This window comes from Bradyrhizobium sediminis, assembly GCF_018736085.1.
GTDB lineage: Bacteria > Pseudomonadota > Alphaproteobacteria > Rhizobiales > Xanthobacteraceae > Bradyrhizobium > Bradyrhizobium sediminis.
On the sequence record NZ_CP076134.1, the window covers coordinates 3,786,544 to 3,805,637 of the forward strand.

Genomic DNA, 19,094 nt, shown 5'->3' on the forward strand with positions numbered 1-19,094 from the left:
CTCAGCCCTTCACCGTGACCGCGCGTCCGATCACAGGCCGCGCTGCGACCGGCGGGTTGGCGGTTTGCGCGGCGAGTTCGCCGATCAGGCGATCGGCATCGGCCGCGATCCCGTCGGGCGCCTGGATCACCAGCCGTTCCAGCGCCCAGCGATAGGACGAAATTCGCCGCTCCAGGCTCTGCTGCACCCACTGCACGATCAGGGTATTCTCTTCCATGCGGGCGACGGCGTCGTCGCGCTCGCGCGGCGACAGCTCCGAGACCAGCTTGAGACTGGCGTTGCGCTTCCTGTCGAGTTCGATGACGCGCGCGGCCGAGGCAAAGAACGGCTCGAAGCGGGTGATGTCGTTGCGCACGTCCTCCATCAATACGGCATAGCGTGAGGAATGCGAGCGATGCGGTTCGTCGATCAGCAACCGTCCATAGGCGGTACGGTCGAATATCACCGCCTGCCGCCAAGGCGAGGGCAACGGCTTGTAATCGCCGAACACGGACTTCCACGCGGGGCGCGAATGCGGCGGCTCGATCAGGGGGTAGGCATAGTCGCGGAGTTGCCGTTCGTTGTCGGTGAGCTGGAATTGCGACGCCCTGAGGCCGACGCTTCCGGTCGCCTCGGCGCCGAGCCAGCGATGCATGTCGTCGTTGCGCATGTCCTGGCGGGTGCGGCCGAAGTCGCCGCCGCTGCAGCCGCCGAGCGCTGCGCCGAGCAAAAGCAGCGTCAAGAGCCGAACCTGTCTCGTCCGGATCGGAAAACACGTCTCCGGCATATTGAAATGTCCTGGTGTCAGCGCCGGCGGCGACGGCGGCCGGGGGCCGTTCCCTCTTCCGGTCCGCTGCCGCCGCTGGTTTCATCGGTGTCGCGCTCGATCCGGACGACGGGCAGGATCAGGATGGTCCCCATGCCTTCGCGTGGAGCGCCATCGATGGTTGAGCCCAGCCGCCGCGACGCCGCATCCGCCGGAAATTCGATGATGGTGCCCATGTCCCGCTCTCTCTGGTTGCCGCGCTGACACGATCTCGCCGGCGACATGCCATCATTAAGAACAGGACGTGGTTAACGGCATCTTAATTTCTCTGGCTCCGGCCCCGCGCCGCGCCTTGCCAAAAGCACTGAATTTGCCGGCTCGCCTTCATCGATTGTTTTCCTTAACGAGCTGTTAAAGCAAACCCGCGTAGGCTGGTCAGAGCATTACTCTGTCGCGTACCCTGACATGACCAGACCTCCATTATTTCCGGGCTTCGACGGGCTGATGACGCTCTCCCGCCGCGAGGGCGTCGATATCCGCCCCACGCTGCTGCGCGTGCTGACCGATCTCTACGTTCAGGCCAATGCGCACAGCGACGAAGAAGAGCGGCAGTTCATCGAACTGACCTCCCGCCTGATCGATCAGGTCGACGACGCGACGCGCGCGGCCGTGCGGGCGCGGCTTGCGATCTATCCGGGCACACCGGTCATCGTCCTGCAAAGGCTCAGGTTGAAACCCTCAAATCCCTGCGCGCGGATGCCGGTCGCCGGCGAAATTCCCGCTGATCCCGTCGCGACGCCGCCGGTGAGGCCGCCGACCGAGGCAGAATTGCGGATGGCGTCGAACCTGTCGATGCAGCCGAAGGATGCCGCCGAGATCCACGACATGTTCTTCGCGGCCAGCGCCAGCGAGCGCGTCCTGATCCTGCATAATCTCGCGGAGACACCGTTGCGGGCGTCGGCGCGAATTCCCGCCGCGCGTGCGGCGCGTGCCGTCGAGACGCTGCGGATGGCCGCCTGGGTCGGCGATATCGAAAACTTCACGCTGGAACTCGGCGAAACCCTGATCCTGCCGTCGCGGGTGGCAGCCCAAGTGGTCAACGATCCCGGCGGCGAGCCGCTGGCCTGCGCGGCCAGGGCGCTGGACATGCCGGCCCCCGTGTTTCAGCAGGTATTGCTGTTTCTCAATCCCGAATTCGCAACGGTGACCTACGTCTACCGGCTGTCGCGCCTCTTTGACCGCCTCGGCGAGCGATCCGCGCTGATCATGCTGGCCGCGTGGCGCGGCTCGACCATGGCCGCGACCCGCGCCAAGTACCAGCCCGCGCTCTACGACGACGAACGCCAGCGCACGCGCTCGGCGCCGGCCCAGACGCGCCCTGCCGTGCAGCCCGGCCTCGGCTCTGTCGTACGTACCGGCTCCCAGGGTTCCGGGCGCTAGACTAGCCCCGGGCCAGATCGAGAAAGTGCCGCCCCGCCCTGTCCTCGGTCTCCACGATCCAGGCATCGGGATCGAACCTGATTTCCCTGACCAGGCGCTCTTCCACCGAGGCTTCCGGCACCGGCTCTTTCGATGCCGGCATAAAAAAGCGCTCGATCGGGCGGCTGTCGTCATAGACCGTCTGCGGCGCCGGCATGTACAGCATGGCATGGCCGTCGAGCGTGGCGACCTTGACGAAGACCGCGCCGGCCTCCTCCGCGCCGCGCCTTCGCACGGCGCCGAACACGCCTTCGGCCTGGCAACGGCGCAAATAGGCCGCCACCCATATGCTGGATTTCAGTCGCATGGGGCGACGATATAGGCCAGCGGCAAAATCTACGCCAGTGGCCACCTCGGCATGCGAATGTTTATTCACCCGGCCAGGCGGGCGATCCAGGCACCGGCTCGCCCTAATAAGCTTTTGTGACCTCCGAATGATTTCCACAGGCGGTTGATGACGCTCATCGCGAAGATGTTCCGCCGCATCGTCGATCCGCCATTCGATATCGGCGACATTCGAGCGACAAGAGAGCTTGTTACGCGAGCGCGCGATCCGGTTTCACAGGAGCGTCGTGCGTATGTCACAGCCGTTTGGTTAACGAGACCCCGTTGCGATCAACTACCCAACGGGGAGCTCATCAATGTCAGAACGTCATGGACAGCACGAAACGCGGCATCACCACCACGGGAACGGGTTTGGCAAGAAGGTCTACGGAACCAATGGCGACGATGACATATTCGGGTCGGACCACAGCGACACGATCTTCGGCTTTCGCGGCGATGACACGATTTTTGCTGGCCTTGGCAACGACACCGTCTACGGCGGCCGCGGCGACGATCTGATCGACGGCGGCAGAGGCAACGACAAGCTGTTCGGCGAGAGGGGCAACGACGCCCTGGTTGGCGGCGAAGGCAACGACGATCTAATCGGTGGCTCCGGAAGGGATCTGTTGCTCGGTGGCGCCGGCCGCGACGAGCTCGACGGCAACCAAGGCAACGACACTTTCCTGTTCCGCCAGGGCATGGGGGTCGACACGATCGAACACCTCGATGCCGGCGACCGCATCGACATCCGTGATTTCCATGTCGCTTCCTTTCAGGCCCTCATCGGCTCCGCACAACAGGTCGGTCACAACGTCCAGATCAACCTCGGCAATGGCGACAGGCTCGTCATCGACGACACCCGCATCGCGAACCTCCATGCCGAACAATTCATCATCTCGAACGAGATCAGGGGTCCGTCGAGTTCACAGACTCCCTATCTCCTGAGCAGCGATTCGCACGTCTATGTCGAATCGTTGCTGACCGCGGGCGACAGCGTCGGCGGCTACAGGATGGCCGGCATTCCCGACGGCCTCGGCGCGTTCGACAATGGCAACGGCACCTTCACGGTCCTGATGAATCACGAAATCCCCGCAAGCCAGGGCGTCGCACGCGCCCATGGCGGCACCGGAGCGTACGTGTCTGAGTGGGTATTCGATTCGACAACGCTGCAGGTGCTGTCGGGCAGGGATCTCATCCACGACGTCTGGCTCTACGACGCGACGACCCACAGCTATGTCGACCACAACGCCGCTAACAGTCCGGTGTCGTTCAACCGCTTCTGCTCCGCTGATCTGGCCGATCAAAGCGCATTCTACAGTGCGAGCACCGGCCTCGGCTTCAACGACGGACGGCTCTTCCTCGACGGCGAGGAGGGAGGCGTCGAAGGCAGGGCATTCGCCCACGTCGTCGGCGGCGCCCAGGACGGCAACAGCTTCGAACTCGCCTGGCTCGGCAACATGGCCTACGAGAATCTCGTCGCCAACAGCCACACCGACCGGACGGTTGTCGCCATGATGGACGATGGTCAGAACGGCCAGGTCTATTTCTATGCCGGCGACAGACAGGCGACCGGCAACGCCGTCGAACAGGCCGGCCTGACCGGCGGTCATCTGTTCGGCATCCACGTCAACGACCTGGAAGGCGCGACGAACAACAACGAGCCGAACACCCCTGCCCCGCTCGGCGCGGATGAAGCATCCACCTTCTCGATGGTCGATCTCGGCGACGTCAGCGGCATGACCGGCGCTCAGATCGATGCGGCGAGCGAGGCGGCTGGCGTGACCACGTTCCTGCGCCCCGAAGACGGCGCCTGGGACACCCTCAATCCCAACCGCTTCTACTTCGTGACGACCGGCGCCTTCAATTCGCCGAGCCGGCTGTGGGCGATGGACTTCACCGACGCCAACAACCCCGCCGCGGGCGGCACCATCCGGCTGCTGCTCAACGGAACCGAAGGCCAGCAGATGTTCGACAACATCGCGGTCGACTCCCACGGCCGGGTGGTTCTGTGCGAAGACGTCGGCAACAACGCTCATCTCGGCAGGGTCTGGCAATACGATCCGGCGACGGACGCGCTGACTCAACTCGCTCAGCATGACGCGAGCCGCTTCGTGACGGGGGGAGCGAATTTCCTGACCCAGGACGAGGAAGCTTCCGGCGTGATCGACGTCTCGCACATCCTCGGTAATGCCGGCGAGAACGTCTACCTGGTCGATACGCAGGCTCACTTCGCCGTCGGAGGGGAACAGTACGAAGGCGGCCAGCTCCAGCTGATCCACCAGTATCTCGTGTGACGCGATATCATGACCGGTGGGGCGTTCGCTCCACCGGTCCCCACGCCAAGGAATTCGAAGGCGCCGGCTTTTCAGCCGGCGCCTTCGCATGGGCGTTGGCTGGTTGCCGCGGTGTTGCGATCAACGGGCGATGGCGACCTTCCTCACCAGGCGGACGACCGGCGATCCGGTCCATTGGTGCCGTGACGGCCGCCACAACCCTCAATCCGCGGAGCGACCAAAGGTGACATCAGATCCGCCCGTAACCATCAAGGCAGGGTCGGAGCTGCGCGCCGCGCTTGCTTCGTGCCGCAGCGCGCTGGTCGGTATCGCCATCTTCAGCGGGCTGATCAATCTGCTGAGTCTGACCGGCTCGCTTTTCATGCTGGAGGTCTACGACCGCGTGTTGCCAAGCCGCAGCGTGCCTACCCTTGTCGGCCTGGCCATCATTACGGCCTTATTGTTCATCTTCCAGGGCATCCTGGAACTTACCCGCGGACGCATGCTGGTTCGCGTCGGCAGTCAAATCGACTGGCGCCTCGGCGACCGTGTCTATGATCTGGTGGTGCGTCTGCCGCTACGCACGCGCGGCAGCGGCGACGGACAGCAGCCGATCCGCGACCTCGACACCATTCGCTCGGTGCTATCCGGTTCCGGCCCGGCCGCATTGTTCGACCTGCCATGGCTGCCGTTCTACCTTGCGATCTGCTTTGCGTTTCACCCGCTGATCGGCGCAACAGCGTTCGGTGGAGCCATGGTGCTGGTGGTACTGACGCTCCTCACCGATCGCCTGTCCCGGCGGTCGGTGCAAAAGGCATCAGGCTATGCGGCGGCCCGCAATCGATTGGCGGATGCTAGCCGGCGCAACGCGGAAGTGCTGGTATCGATGGCGATGTCGGCGCGCTTGCTGGCTCGATGGCGTCAACTCGGCGTCTCCTACCGGAAGCAACAGAAGACCGCCAACGACATATCCGGTGGTTTCGGCGTTACCGGACGCATGCTGCGCATGATGCTGCAGTCCGCCGTGCTTGCCGTCGGCGCCTACCTCGTCATTCACCAGGAGGCCTCGGGCGGCATCATTATCGCCAGTTCGATCCTGACCGGCCGCGCCCTGGCGCCGGTGGATCTCGTGATCGGAAACTGGAGAAATTTCATCGCGGCCCGCCAGAGCTGGCAGCGCCTCGAGAAGCTGCTGGCACTGCTGCCCGCCGCCACGGTTCAGCTGCCCTTGCCGGCGCCAACCCGAACCCTTGTGGTGGAGAAACTGTCGGTCACGGCCCCCGAGTCGGAAAGGGTCCTGGTCGCCGATGTCAGTTTTTTTCTGAAGGCCGGCAGCGCGCTCGCCATCGTCGGCGCCAGCGGATCGGGAAAATCGTCGCTGGTCCGCGCGCTTGTCGGAGCCTGGCGTCCGTCGCGCGGCGTCGTTCGGCTGGACGGGGCGTCGCTGGAGCAATGGCCGCCCGATGCCCTGGGAGGTCATATCGGGTACCTGCCGCAGGACGTCGAACTGTTCGAGGGCTCCATCGCCGAAAATATTGCGAGATTTGCTCCGGACCCGCCGATGGAGTCGGTGCTTGCCGCCGCGAACGCGGCCGGCATCCATCAGCTCATCGTCAGTCTGCCGGAGGGATACAATTCCCAAATCGGCGAACAGGGCGCGCTGCTCTCAGCCGGCCAGAAGCAGCGCGTGGCGCTGGCGCGCGCGCTATACGGCAATCCCTTCCTGATCGTTCTCGATGAACCCAATTCAAATCTCGACGCCGAAGGCGAAGAGGCGCTGACACGCGCGATCCTCGCGGTTCGCGCGAGAGGAGGCATCGTCGTGATCGTCGCGCACCGCTCCAGCGCCCTGATCGCCGTGGACTTCGTGATGACGATGCTTCAAGGCAGGCAACAGGCGTTCGGCCCAAAAGATGAAGTGCTTGCAATGGCGGCGCGCCGGGACCCGGGGCCGTCGGCGCCTTTGAAGGTCGTTCCTCAAACAGCAGCATCGACATGATCGACAGCTCCTCCCGCGGCGAAGACCGCACCCTGCGCAATCACCTGATCGGCGGAACTGTGATTGCGCTGGTTCTGACCATCGGAATCGGCGGCTGGGCCGCCACCACCGAACTGTCGGGGGCCATCACCGCTTCGGGATCGGTCGTCGTCGATTCCAACGTCAAGAAGGTTCAACACCTCACCGGCGGGATCGTCGGAGAACTGCTGGTTCGCGAAGGCGACCGTGTCCGTACCGGAGACATGCTGGTGCGACTGGACGAAACCGTGTTGCGGGCGGGCCTTGCGATCTACACCAAGGGACTCGATGAGATGCGGGCCCGCAAGGCCCGGCTCGTCAGCGAACGCGACGGCGCCGAACACATCGTCATTCCGCCCGAGTTGCTCGACACCCCCTTGTCGGCGGAATTTGCCTCGGCGCTGGACAGCGAACGCAAATTGTTCGAGCTGCGGCGTACCGCGCGCCAGGGCCAGAAATCCCAGCTTCGCCAGCGCATCGCGCAGCTCGACGACGAGGTCCGCGGCTACGCCGCCCTGCAGCAGGCCAAGGCGGAAGAGATCGAATTGATCCAGCGCGAGCTGACGGGCGTGCGGATTCTCTGGCAGAAGAACCTCATTCAGATCAACCGGCTCACGCTTCTTGAGCGCGAGGCGGCGCGTCTCAAGGGCGAACTCGCGCAATCGATGGCCTCCAGCGCGCAAGTGCGCGGCAAGATATCCGAAATCGAACTGCAGATCATTCAGATCGACCAGGAGTTGAGCAGCGAGGTAGCCAAGGAACTGCGCGAGATCGACGGCAAGATTGGCGAATTCATCGAGCGCAAGGTGACGGCGGAAGACCAGCTGAGGCGGGTAGCCATCCGCGCCCCGCAAAACGGCGTCGTCCATCAACTCAACGTGCACACCGTCGGCGGCGTGGTGAGCCCGGCCGACCCGGTGATGTTGATCGTGCCGGAAGCTGATTTGCTGACCGTAGAAGCCAAGATTTCGCCGCAGGACATCGACCAGCTCTATCTGGGACAGCCTGCGAGCCTGAGATTCTCCGCCTTCAATCAGCGCACCACGCCGGAAATCCAGGGCGCGATCAGCCGCATCTCGGCTGATGTCATGTCGGATCAGCGCACCGGCCAGAATTTCTATACGGCGCGGGTTTCAATCACGCCCGAGGAGCTGGCGCGGCTGGGCAATGTGAAGCTGTTGCCCGGCATGCCTGCGGAGATCTTCGCCAGAACCTATGATCGTAACGTACTGTCCTATTTCACCAAGCCGCTGTCCGACCAGATCGTGCGCGCATTCCGCGAACGCTGATCGCCGCCGTCGTGATGCCTGGTTCGCTTGGTCGCGAAACCCGAAATGCCAACCCCCTGCCCTAGTCGATCGGATGGCCGATCATCGCGGTGAGTTCGCGCACCAGGCGATCCGATACCTGCCCGGTCACCGGGATCCTGCGCTCGCGCTCGAATTTCTGGATCGCGGCCTGGGTGTCGGAGCCGGCGATGCCGGTCGGTTTCAACTGGCCGTAGCCGTACTCTGTGAGCGTACGCTGCACCGCCGCCACGCGGCGCGCGGCCGGGGTCTGGTTGGCGATGGTCTCATGACGAGATGACGCCGGGATCGGCGCCGGCGGCCGCGCGACATTGGAAGGCGCTGCCGGGGAAGCCGTGGTCGCCTTGACCAGATTGGTCATGGGATCGGCGCTCTTCGGCTCGGCTGCCCTGAGTTCGACTCTTGATTCCATCCTGGGTTCAACCGGCGCTGCATCCGCAGACCGCGCCGCGGCTTCGACCGGGCGCGGACGCGGCAATGGGCTGGCGAGCGCCGGCATCGCGACCACCGTGCCGAACATCGGCGACGGATGACGTCCGGCCTGCAGGAACAGGGCGTTGGCGATGATGGCGCTGACCGCGGCAAATGCCAGCGCGCCCGCCACCATGTCTTTCGGACTGTGCAGCAGGATGCGCATCACGAGGCCGCGTTCGGCTTCCGCTTCCACCGCAACCGCGCTCGCACGGCGGCGGCGGCGCGGCATGTCGTCATCTCTCGTGGTGTTTCTAGGCACTTTTCTTCACCTGATGAAATTGCTCTTGGTGTTTCTCTTGTTCATGGGCCGGAGATCGCAGCGTCGGCGTCAGCGTTGCGATATTGCTTGACGGCTGCCCGGCCTTTGGCGCGAGGGCCAGCGGCAGCGCGACGGTCACGGTGGTGCCCTCGTCGAGCTTGCTTTGCACGGTCATCTCGCCGGCATGCAGGCCAACCAGGCTCTTGACGATCGACAGCCCGAGGCCGGTGCCCTCGTGCCGCCGCTGATAGGTCTTGCCGGCCTGGAAGAAGGGATCGCCGATCCGCTTCAAGTCGTCGGCCGCGATGCCGACGCCGGTGTCGGTGATGCGCAGCACCAGCCGCGATCCCTCGACCCCTGCGGAAACCGTCACCGTGCCGCCGCGCTCGGTGAACTTGATGGCGTTGGCGACGAGATTGAGCACGATCTGCTTGAACGCGCGCGGATCGCCGGTCATGACCGGCAAGTCCTCGGGCGCGCGGGTGACGAGATCGATGCCGTTCTCCCGCGCCTTCAGGGCCAGGAGGTTGCAGCAATTGAGCAGGGCGGCGCGCGGCGCGAACGGTTCCGGCGCAATCTCGAAATTGCCGGATTCCATCTTGGACATGTCGAGAATGCCGTTGACGACCGACAGCAGATGCTGGCCGGAATCGTTGATCAGCTGGGCATATTCCTTGCGGCGCGCGGCATCGACCATCAGCACGTCTTCCTGAACGATCATCTCGGAGAAACCGATGATGGCATTCAGCGGCGTGCGCAGTTCATGGCTCATGGTGGCGAGGAAGCGGGTCTTGGACGCATCCGCCTGCTCGGCGGCAGTGCGCGCCAGATCCAGCGCCTGTTCCTGGATCTTGCGGTCGGTGACGTCACGCATCACGGCGACGACCTCGGCCTCGGTCGTATCAGCCGTTTCCGATGCCTGTTCGAGCGGCCGGCAGCGCATTTCGACCCAGATGAAATCGACCTGACTGTTCGGGCCCCGCGCGCCGCCGCGCGGTGCATCGCGCCTGAGGCGGAATTCGACGCTGCGCGCCTCGCCGCCGCGCGCCGCATCGGAAAGCGCGGTGAGATAGGCCGGACGATCGGCGACATGGACGCGATCGAACAGGCCGTGCCCCAGCAGTCGCGATACCGGCGCTCCCAGCATCGTCTGCACGGCGGGTGAAATGAACTGCACGGCGCCGTTGCAGCTATGGCGGGAAATCACGTCGCCCATGTTCCGCGCCAGCAGCCGATAGCGGTCCTCCTCGACGTAAAGCAGCGCGACGCTGGTGCGCGCCAGCGACTCGGCGGCAAAGGCAAGCCCGGCCGCGTAGAGCGTCGCCGATGCCACCCCGAACGCCATGAATATGCTGCGCGAGATCGCGCTGGCGTCCGGCGGCAACAGGCCGAAATGCCCGATCACGATCAAGATCCCGGCGCAGGCCAGCGCCAGCGCGGAGGCGAACGCTACCACCCGGCGCGATGCCGAGAGCGCGGCTTCGAGCGGAACCACGACCAGCCAGATCGCGGCAAAGGATTCGATGCCGCCCGTGGTCATCGCCACCGTCATGACGAGGCCGGTCAGCGCCAGCGACGACAGCACATGCGCGCCTTCGTAGCGGCCGGTACGCGACAGGAACCAGGACAGCAGGATGGGCGCGATCAGCCAGGCGAATGCCGCGACCTCGAGCGCCGTGGGCGCGCCGCGCATCGCCAGATAGGCAGGGAATGCCGCGAAGGCAGCCAGGCTTCCGAACAGCCGTGGCGCCATGAATGCGCGATGACGCGCCCGCGTCAGCGCGTCATAGCGCGCGGACGGATGCAGCAGCGCATCGAGGCAATCGTGGATGATACTCAAAACTGTCACGGCTCTCGCGCTTCGGCTTGTTCGTCGAACAGACGCGCCGGAACGCCCCCTTATCGTTGCCCCACCGTGTCAGAGCGAAATTAAGCGAACGCTAAGGTTCGCGCGACGGCGCTTCCGGACCTTAATCTTCGCGGGGGTTTCACCGAGCTGAACCGCTCATTCGATGCGAATGGTGAACGTCCGGTTTCCAGCCCCGGCCGGGTATGGTTTCGAAATCGTGGATACGGCCGTTACGGCCAGCTTGTCGCCGAATACGGTCATCAATCGAAAATTTACACCGAATCCAATCAATCGGACTTTTCGCGAATTTTCGGCGATTTAACTTCAATGCAGATACTTGCGATTTATCGACGGCTGTTAGTCAGGCACCAAGGGAAACAAGAGAGATGACCGGGGGCGCGAGATGTTTTTTCTGCTCCGCATGGCATTCTGGCTCGGGCTGGTGCTCGTGCTGCTGCCCAGAGAGAAGACGCCGGAATCCGACAAGCTGCCGCAGATCGGCGCGTCGGAAGCCGTTTCGGCTGCGACCGCCGCGGTGTCGGACATGAGCCAGTTCTGCAAGCGCCAGCCGGCCGCGTGCGAAGTCGGCGGCCAGGCCGCGACCGTGATCGGCCAGCGTGCCCAGGACGGCGCGCGCAAGCTTTATCATATCATCACCGACAAGAAGGCGCCCGACCATACCGGCTCGATCGGCAGTGTCGAGAACGCCGGGATTTCGGTGGCCGCAGCCTCCCACGATACGTTGACGCCGGATGACCTGGCGGCGGATTGGCGCGGCGTGCCCTGACTCCGCGAATCGGGCCGAAACCGCCGCCATTTTCGTCCGACAGCATCGCTTTCGGTCGCCTGCAATCCTATATATGGCTGTGGGATTGAGCGCGGGACACGATGACGATCGACGAAATCAGGGATAATTTTTCGCTGCTGGACGATTGGGACGACCGCTACCGGTACGTCATCGAACTCGGGCGCACGCTTGCGCCGATGCCGGAAGCCGAGCATTCCGCCGCCAACAAGGTACAGGGCTGCGCCAGCCAGGTCTGGCTCTCGAAGCAGATCGACCGCAGCGGCGGCGAACCGCTGCTGAAATATCTCGGCGACAGCGACGCACACATCGTGCGCGGACTGGTCGCGATCCTGCTGACGCTGTATTCCGGCCGCACGCCGCGGGAAGTTCTAGCAACCGATGCGCTCGCGGTATTCGACGAATTCGGCTTCCGCGAGCACCTGACGCCGCAGCGTTCCAACGGCCTGCGCGCCATGGTCGAGCGCATCCGCTCGGACGCGCGCGAGACGCTTGCCGCCGCCTCCTGACTAGTCGTCATTGCGAGGAGCCAACGGGTCGGCGCGAAGCGCCGCCCGATGACAGGCTCCGCGACGAAGCAATCCATCTCGACGTGCAAAGAAAGAATGGATTGCTTCGCGGAGCCTGTCATCGGGCGCGCGTTCGCGCGACCTGTTGGCTCGCAATGACGATGGGCTACTTGCCGCGCCGCCGCCGCTGCTGGCCGAGCCCCATCTTCTTGGCGAGCGCCGAACGCGCCACCGCATAGTTCGGCGCCACCATCGGATAGTCGGCCGGCAGCCCCCATTTGTCGCGATATTGTTCCGGCGTCATGTTGTACCGGCTGCGCAGATGCCGCTTCAGCGACTTGAAGCGCTTGCCGTCCTCGAGACACACCAGATAGTCGGGCGTCATCGATTTCTTGACGGAAACCGCGGGCTTGGCGGGTTCCAGCGGCGCGTCGATCCGGCCGCTCGAAACCCGCTGCAACGCTGCGTGAATCTGGCCGATCAGGGCCGGGATTTCGGAGGCCGGCGTCGGGTTATTGCTGAGATAGGCCGACACGATATCGGCGGTCAGGTCGATGAAACTTTTTCCGGCGCCGTCGCTCATGGCTAAACCTTCCAGAGATCGCAATCGCGCAAGGATCTTTTCGGGATCGGACAGTATTCCGCAACGCCAATACGTTTCGGAATCTTGCACTACTGGCCGAATATGAGCGGATTGCAGCCGACGTGACAAGAACGACGGCGCTTTATTTTTGGCTTCGTCGGAACGACGGGCGCGCTCATTGACGGTGGTCGAGATGCGAGCGCAGTTCATCGATCGAGGCGAACCGCATCATGCCTTCGGGCATCTGCGCCTCAATCGAGCCGTCGGAATACAACGAATAGGCCATTCCATCGACGACGCCCGACTTGAGGACCGTCACCGGCGGCTGGTCGTCGTTTCGCGCAGCCGGCGGGGAGCGGTCCGCGGCGGCGCCTGGTTCGGCAAAGGTCGATGGCGTCCGGCCACTGCGCCGCGGCGGCGCGGCGGCGGCCCTGGGGCGTTCCGGTTTTGGCCAGGCGTCGTCGAACGTCGCAGGCGGCGGCACGCTTGCTTCGGAAGCCGGCGGCGGGACCGGAGGTGCGGGGCGAAGATCAGGCGACGGAAGGTCGGGCGACAGCGGCTCGCTGGTACGGGCCTGGGCGCGCTCACGTTCCTTCCGGGACGTCGACGAAAACAGCAGGTTGCGCCGCTGCTTGGCCTCGGCTGGCGCCGGCACGGCGGGCGCGTCAGCGGACGCGAGATTGCGGGGCGCGGCCTCCTCCTGCCACGGCACCGGTGCCCCCCCTGGCGACGGCGCCGCGGGTTCTGCGATGCCGGCGCCTTCCGCCGCCGGCTGGTCGCGGCTGAACAGGAAGCCGCTTTCCGAAGCGCGCGATGACGCGCCCGGGGCCGCCTCCAGCGCGGCTCCCGCGTGCAATCCGGCCGGGCCCAGCCGCCGCGCGATCGTCTTCAGCTCCTTAACCGCGGTCCAGAAGCCGAGCAGAAGCATCCCGGTGCACGCCGCAATTGTACCGGCGAGGATCAGGGTGTTGCCGAAACCGAATTCGTTGATCGGGATACCGAACCCGATCGCCACCAGGCCAGCCAGCAGAAAGCCAATCCCGGCGACCAACAGCACGACCATCATCGAATTCACCCCCCGGCCGCGCCCGAAATGCTCGCCAGCCGCCATCGCCACGATACCGTCATATTGTGTGCATCGCCAACCACCAATTAGGGATGTGGTTCCCGCGAAAAACCCGATCGGCCTCGGTAGGGGATGCGATCCGGTCCTCCAAACCCGTCCGCAAGACCAGGAGCCCATAGGACGCCGCGACGATTGCTGCGTTGCATCAGGGAAATTACGTCACAATTCCCAATTACTTGGAAAGGGAACTGCGCTATATGGAAGCGGGGGAACGAGGCCCAAAGCGCCAAAGAGCAGGGCCGCAAAGGGACACCGGGTTACCAATAGCCATGTCATCCATCACGACTTCGGCCATCGATACGCCCTTGCGGCGCTCGGTGGAGCGGACATGCGACGACCTCGCCATCCTTGTGCTGGCGGTGATCGGGCTGATCGCTGGCCTGACGTTCCGCGACTATGGACTAGGCTGGGACGACTATACGCACGCCGAATATGCCGACCTGCTGCTGCGCATGTATGGGTCCGGTTTCAAGGACACCGCAGCCCTGTCGTTCGCCAACCTCTATATGTATGGCGGCGGCTTCGACATGGCGGCCGCACTGCTGCACAAGATCATCCCGCTGGACCTGTTTGAAACCCGCCGCCTGCTCGGCGCCGTCGTCGGCCTGATCGGTCTTGCGGTGACGTGGCGGCTTGGCCGGCGTGTCGGCGGCCCGCTGGCCGGACTGGCAACGCTGCTGCTGCTGGCGCTGTGCCCGACCTTCTACGGGCACATGTTCATGAATCCGAAGGATGCGCCATTCGCGGTTTCGATGATGATCCTGATGCTCGGCCTCGTCCGCCTGGCTCAGGAATACCCCTCGCCCTCGCCGCGCACCGTTCTGATCGTAGGGATCGGCGCGGGCCTGTCGATCGGGTCGCGGATTCTCGGCGGGCTGGCCCTGGTCTATGCCGCGGTCGGCTTTGTTCCGCTGTTGCTCGAGGAGATTCACAGGCAAGGCGCGCGTGAAGCCGCTCGCCGCTTTGCCCATGTCGTGTACATGCTGCTGCCCGGCCTGGTTTTCGGCTATCTCGTGATGGGGCTGATCTGGCCGTGGTCGATCATGGAGCCGGGCAATCCCTTCCAGGCCCTGACCTATTTCTCGAACTTCTTCGAGAAGCCGTGGAAGGAAATGTTCGGTGGCGCGCTGGTGTCGGTACCGGACATGCCATGGTCGTATCTGCCGACGCTGTTCGCCCTGCAGCTTCCCGAAATCCTGCTGGGTCTTGCCGCTGTCGGTGTCGTTGGTACGTTCATGTCGCTGTCGCGCGGCGGTGTGCCGGCCCGCCGCAAGACCATCCTGCTGATGCTCACGCTCGCGGCGACGCTGCCGCTGGTGGTGGCGATGGTGAAGCGCCCGGCGCTCTACAACGGCATTCGCCATTTCATATTCGTCATCCCGCCGATGGCCGTACTTGCAGGCGCAGCCTTCGCGTGGGGAATGAACTGGCTCAAGACGAACGGCCGCAGCTGGCAGCCCGTCGCCGTGGCCATATTCACGTTCGGCTTGCTGCTGCCGCTCGGCGAAATGATCCGGCTGCATCCCTACCAGTACACCCACTTCAACCATGTCGCGGGCACGGTTCGCGGCGCCACCGATCTGTTCATGCTGGATTACTGGGGTCTCGCGCTGAAGCAGGCCTCCGACGGCCTGCGCGAGGAAATCGTCGAACGGCAGGAAGCGCCGCCCAGGGGACGCAAATGGAAGGTCGCGGTATGCGGCCCGCAACGCCCCGCCCAGGTCGCGCTCGGCCCCGACTTCACGATCGGCTGGGACGCAAATGCCGCCGACTTCGCCATGACGCTCGGCGAGTTCTACTGCAAGGGACTGACCGCGCCGGTCATGGTCGAGATCAAGCGCGACGACGTGGTGTTTGCCCGCGTCTACGACATCCGCGGCCGCAGCATTTCCAGCCTGCTGGCCATTCCGGCGCCATAAGGCGGCAACCTCGACCGCAGCCACAAGAATTGAAAATTCGAGATTTCAGTGTAGTATTGCCGCCAACAACCTCTGCACTACGAATCAAAACGCCGCCCAATCCCGGGCGGCGTTTTTTGTTGTCGTGCGGTGAAGGTCGCACAACTCGCAATTCAAGATTGGGCGACGCCGCCTGCGGCGGCAGTTGCCAGCAACATAATGCCTGGCGCCGAGGCCGCCATGCAGGAAAATTCGTCGGAAATTAACCCAAACCACCGACATTGCCGGCCGCGACAAAAAAGTGCCGATTGGGGGCTGCATGGCGATTCTTTCTTCACCTTTCCGTTCTTCCACGACGACGGTCCGTCGCGCAGCCGACGCCGCGTTGGCGGCGGCCCAACTGGCCGAACTCGAGGCGCGCGACCAGGCCCTGGTTGCGTGTATCGACGCCATGATCGATGGCCGCCTCGACGTGGAGCGACCGGCGGCGAAGGATCCCTTGTCTGACGCCATCGTCCGGCTGCTGGAACGACTGGCCTCGAGCGCATCCCGCGACCTCGACCGCATCGTCGATCTCAGCATTCAAGGAAGCGAGACCGCGATCTCGACCGCCCGCCTGCTCGCGACATCGCGCGAGGTCGACAAGCGCACCCAGTCGCTGGCTGCCGCGAGCGAGGAAATGGTGGCGTCGATCGGTCAGATCCGGACCACCGCACAGGCCGCAACGGGCGACGCCGCTGAAATGCGCGCCAGCGCCGAGCGCGGCATGTCGACCGCCGGTTCCGCGTCGACGGCCATGGGCCGCGTCAGCACCACCGCAAATCTGGCGTCGGAGAAGATCATTGCCTTGAACGAGGCATCCGAGGCGATCGGAACCATCGTGGGTTCGATCGATGCGATCGCCAAACAGACCAACCTTCTGGCGCTGAATGCAACCATCGAGGCCGCACGGGCCGGCGAGGCAGGCAAAGGCTTTGCCGTCGTGGCGACGGAGGTAAAGAGCCTGTCGCAGCAGACCAGCCGCGCCACCGTCGATATCCGGACCCGCATCGACCAGCTGCGTGTCGACATCCACACCATTGTCGAGGCGATGTCCGACTGCACGAGAGCAGCGGAGGAAAGCCGCGATGTCGTGACATCGCTCGGTGACGCGATGGTCGGGGTCAGCAAGCAGGTATCCAGCGTCACGACCGGCATGGACGAAATCGCCAATATCCTCAATCAGCAGACCGATGCGTCACGCGAAATCGCTCAAGGCGTCTCCTCCATCGCCGCCATGACGCAGCAGAGCGTCGAGCAGGTGGCGGCCATTTCCAGCCAGATCGACGTCGTCCACAGCCTGGTGGGAGAGGAGATTCAGAACGTTTCTAGATTTTCGTTCGACAACAAGATTCCCCGTCTCGCCAAGGCGGACCACGTGATCTGGAAAAAGCGTCTCGCGGACATGGCGGTCGGACGCGTCAAATTGAAACCGGATGAACTGGCGGATCACCATTCCTGCCGTCTCGGAAAATGGTACTACGGCGACGCCTCAGGCGCCTCGCGAAGCCATCGTGCGTTCGGCCTGCTCGAAAAACCTCACGCGCTGGTCCATCAGCACGGCAAGCAGGCGGCGAAATTGTTCGCCGCAGGCGATCTTCCGGGCGCGCTGAAGGAAATCCTGGATGTGGAAGCCGCGTCGAAAGACGTCTTGCGGCTTCTGGACGAACTGGACAAATAGTACGATCCTCGATTTGAGAGAACTACCATCAAGGAAAGTGCGAGCGCGGTGGCCGCTCTACTCAAACCAATTCTGGAAGCTTGGCTTCATCGAGACGAAACGAAAGCGGCGAAAGCGGCTGGCAGCCTCACGTTCTGGCGCAGCGGAATGCTTAAGCAATTGGAGGCAATTGCCAACGACACGGCCACGGCGAAGACAATGACCGAGTTGCGAAAGAATTTCGAAGAAACACAAAGCAGCGTGAACGAGACAATGATCCGGCTGAATGAACTCCGTAGCAAGCTTGCCGGGTCGAAGGTGGCGCGGCAAATCGACCTGATCCTAAATGACTTCCACTATGGGAAAAGCATGATCCGCTCAGAGATTGAAATGATCTTGGAATTCGGGCCAAACGAGTGCGATCGGGCACGACATGTCTGCAACAACATCAAAACGCTCAATTCGGAACTGGAGAGGCTTCATCGTATGGTCTACGAGAAATGATGCCGCTCAGAGGCAAATAGAGGCCATTATGGGCCGTTGGACCTTCGAGGTGGATCATGCGCAGACCACGGGAAATGACGGAATCATTGCCGGGCGACGCCTGGGTAAGGCTTGCTCCGGGTGAGTTCTTCGAGTTTCACGTTGACCGGCCGCTCAACCCGAGCGTTGGAGAGCTTCAGCAATGGCTGCGCCAGATAAGAGGCGGTGTCCTCTCCACGTCCTTCGGCATTGAAAATGAGCTGACATTGCTCGCCCTGGCAAACATGTTCGGAACGAACGATCATGGAGCGGTGAATCGCGAATATTATGAACAGGAGCAAGCTTGGCGCGCTGAGCAGGGGCTGGAAGCTAAGATTGATCGCGTTAAGCCAATCATCCGAAGCCGTCGGGACAAAGAGATCGCCGATACCATCATTCATAAACTGGCGGAATACCGCGAGTTGAGGAACCTACTCGCACATTATCCGGGCTGGATCGAACCCGTGAACGACCACGAGACGAAACTTACGGTGGGACTACGACTTTTCATTGCAGATCGGGTCCATCAGTGGGAAGTGGATACACCACAGGCAACCCATTGGGCTGAAATGCTGTCGTTCGTGCGCGTCTCGGTGGAGAACGTTCGACGTGAAATTGTTGGCGCGCCGCCATTGGCGCCGGACGGCTCACCGCCGCCAGCCGAGTCCGTTATCGGAAACGGAAATACCAGCCAAGCCGTAACGTTTACGGGACGCAAGGAATTACGCGGAATTGCAGTGACGGCACTTAGGGCGGATTAGAGCCAAAGGCGCAATCCGCCGCCCAGCTAACGCCAACGTTGCTTGTGCTATCCTGCGCCGCTTGTCGAACTATCTTCGCGCGTTTGTTCCGGGCGGGTGCTCGTTCTTCACGATCGACCTTTTGGAACGGCGAAAAAGCCTGCTCGTCGATCGCATCGCTATCTTGCGTAAGGTGCTTGCCATGTGCATTGGGGCTGTCGCTGGCGCGGCGGATCACGCCTTCGGCTCCAATCCGCCCTACGGGCTGGCCGGGATGCGACAGGTCAACTAGTGCACGGTCACCGTAATTCCTCTTCGGTGAAGTGCTCGCGTACCTGAGGGCGGTTAGCATGGGTCGCCCGGCTCCGGGGCGTTCCTCTTACTAAGCTATTCCCTGGGCTGCCACGGATGTGGCTAAAAGGACAGTAACCAAAATATCGCACTGAAAGATGTCACACTCCCCGGAAATCGCTTGCTTTTAAGGG

The 19,094-nt window shown here is 63.4% G+C and carries 18 protein-coding genes; 11 read left to right on the plus strand and 7 right to left on the minus strand.

Annotation, left to right across the window (positions count from 1 at the left end):
• Position 1 precedes the first annotated feature (1 nt).
• Together KMZ29_RS18320 and KMZ29_RS18325 are read right to left on the minus strand one after the other, a co-directional pair.
• The gene (locus tag KMZ29_RS18320) at positions 2-766 is read right to left on the minus strand and encodes a hypothetical protein (protein WP_215620536.1); all 765 of its coding nucleotides are present in this window, start codon (positions 764-766) and stop codon (positions 2-4) included.
• A 17-nt stretch (positions 767-783) separates the two neighbouring features.
• Positions 784-981 (minus strand): hypothetical protein, encoded by a 198-nt coding sequence (locus tag KMZ29_RS18325; RefSeq protein ID WP_215615627.1) that lies wholly within the window; start codon positions 979-981, stop codon positions 784-786.
• A gap of 229 nt (positions 982-1,210) precedes the next feature.
• Between KMZ29_RS18325 and KMZ29_RS18330 the strand changes: the two genes are divergently transcribed.
• Positions 1,211-2,185 carry a DUF2336 domain-containing protein gene (locus tag KMZ29_RS18330; RefSeq protein WP_215620537.1) on the plus strand — a complete coding sequence of 325 codons (975 nt, stop codon included), beginning with the start codon at positions 1,211-1,213 and terminating at the stop codon, positions 2,183-2,185.
• 1 nt (position 2,186) lies between these two features.
• On the opposite strand, the gene KMZ29_RS18335 is transcribed toward KMZ29_RS18330, so the two are convergent.
• On the minus strand, positions 2,187-2,531 hold the full coding sequence (locus KMZ29_RS18335) for a DUF1491 family protein (RefSeq protein WP_215620538.1): 345 nt from the start codon (positions 2,529-2,531) through the stop codon (positions 2,187-2,189).
• Positions 2,532-2,865: 334 nt separating this feature from the next.
• On the opposite strand from KMZ29_RS18335, the gene KMZ29_RS18340 reads away from it, so the two are divergent.
• From KMZ29_RS18340 to KMZ29_RS18350, 3 genes are all read left to right on the plus strand, one after another.
• Positions 2,866-4,842, plus strand: a complete 1,977-nt coding sequence (locus KMZ29_RS18340) for a hypothetical protein (protein ID WP_215620539.1) — start codon at positions 2,866-2,868, stop codon at positions 4,840-4,842.
• Positions 4,843-5,065: 223 nt separating this feature from the next.
• Positions 5,066-6,820, plus strand: a complete 1,755-nt coding sequence (locus KMZ29_RS18345; RefSeq protein ID WP_249779728.1) for a type I secretion system permease/ATPase — start codon at positions 5,066-5,068, stop codon at positions 6,818-6,820.
• Entirely contained in the window at positions 6,817-8,127 is a 1,311-nt protein-coding gene (locus tag KMZ29_RS18350) for an HlyD family type I secretion periplasmic adaptor subunit (protein ID WP_215620541.1), read from the plus strand. The genes KMZ29_RS18345 and KMZ29_RS18350 overlap by 4 nt, the downstream gene beginning before the upstream one ends.
• Positions 8,128-8,188: 61 nt before the next feature.
• Here the strand turns inward: KMZ29_RS18350 and KMZ29_RS18355 are convergent, their stop codons facing one another.
• On the minus strand, positions 8,189-8,878 hold the full coding sequence (locus KMZ29_RS18355) for a peptidoglycan-binding domain-containing protein (RefSeq protein ID WP_215620542.1): 690 nt from the start codon (positions 8,876-8,878) through the stop codon (positions 8,189-8,191).
• Positions 8,871-10,727 (minus strand): sensor histidine kinase, encoded by a 1,857-nt coding sequence (locus KMZ29_RS18360; RefSeq protein ID WP_215620543.1) that lies wholly within the window; start codon positions 10,725-10,727, stop codon positions 8,871-8,873. Before KMZ29_RS18360 ends, KMZ29_RS18355 begins: the two co-directional genes overlap by 8 nt.
• Before the next feature lie 403 nt (positions 10,728-11,130).
• Here KMZ29_RS18360 and KMZ29_RS18365 point away from each other — a divergent pair, with 403 nt between their 5' ends.
• Positions 11,131-11,514, plus strand: coding sequence for a DUF5330 domain-containing protein (locus KMZ29_RS18365; protein ID WP_215620544.1), 384 nt, complete (start codon positions 11,131-11,133; stop codon positions 11,512-11,514).
• Positions 11,515-11,615: 101 nt separating this feature from the next.
• Complete coding sequence (locus KMZ29_RS18370) at positions 11,616-12,041, plus strand: SufE family protein (protein ID WP_215620545.1); 426 nt, start codon at positions 11,616-11,618, stop codon at positions 12,039-12,041.
• A gap of 166 nt (positions 12,042-12,207) precedes the next feature.
• On the opposite strand, the gene KMZ29_RS18375 is transcribed toward KMZ29_RS18370, so the two are convergent.
• Entirely contained in the window at positions 12,208-12,624 is a 417-nt protein-coding gene (locus KMZ29_RS18375; protein ID WP_215620546.1) for a Ros/MucR family transcriptional regulator, read from the minus strand.
• Between the two features lie 175 nt (positions 12,625-12,799).
• A complete protein-coding gene (locus KMZ29_RS18380) occupies positions 12,800-13,690 on the minus strand; it encodes a DUF308 domain-containing protein (RefSeq protein ID WP_215620547.1) in 891 nt (296 codons plus the stop codon).
• 329 nt (positions 13,691-14,019) lie between these two features.
• On the opposite strand from KMZ29_RS18380, the gene KMZ29_RS18385 reads away from it, so the two are divergent.
• From KMZ29_RS18385 to KMZ29_RS18405, 5 genes are all read left to right on the plus strand, one after another.
• Positions 14,020-15,669, plus strand: a complete 1,650-nt coding sequence (locus tag KMZ29_RS18385) for a glycosyltransferase family 39 protein (RefSeq protein ID WP_215620548.1) — start codon at positions 14,020-14,022, stop codon at positions 15,667-15,669.
• A gap of 298 nt (positions 15,670-15,967) precedes the next feature.
• Positions 15,968-17,368 carry a methyl-accepting chemotaxis protein gene (locus tag KMZ29_RS18390; protein ID WP_215620549.1) on the plus strand — a complete coding sequence of 467 codons (1,401 nt, stop codon included), beginning with the start codon at positions 15,968-15,970 and terminating at the stop codon, positions 17,366-17,368.
• A 48-nt stretch (positions 17,369-17,416) separates the two neighbouring features.
• Positions 17,417-17,851 (plus strand): hypothetical protein, encoded by a 435-nt coding sequence (locus KMZ29_RS18395; protein ID WP_215620550.1) that lies wholly within the window; start codon positions 17,417-17,419, stop codon positions 17,849-17,851.
• Between the two features lie 56 nt (positions 17,852-17,907).
• Entirely contained in the window at positions 17,908-18,630 is a 723-nt protein-coding gene (locus KMZ29_RS18400) for a hypothetical protein (RefSeq protein WP_215620551.1), read from the plus strand.
• 61 nt (positions 18,631-18,691) lie between these two features.
• Entirely contained in the window at positions 18,692-18,901 is a 210-nt protein-coding gene (locus tag KMZ29_RS18405) for a hypothetical protein (RefSeq protein ID WP_215620552.1), read from the plus strand.
• The last annotated feature ends 193 nt before the right edge of the window (positions 18,902-19,094 follow it).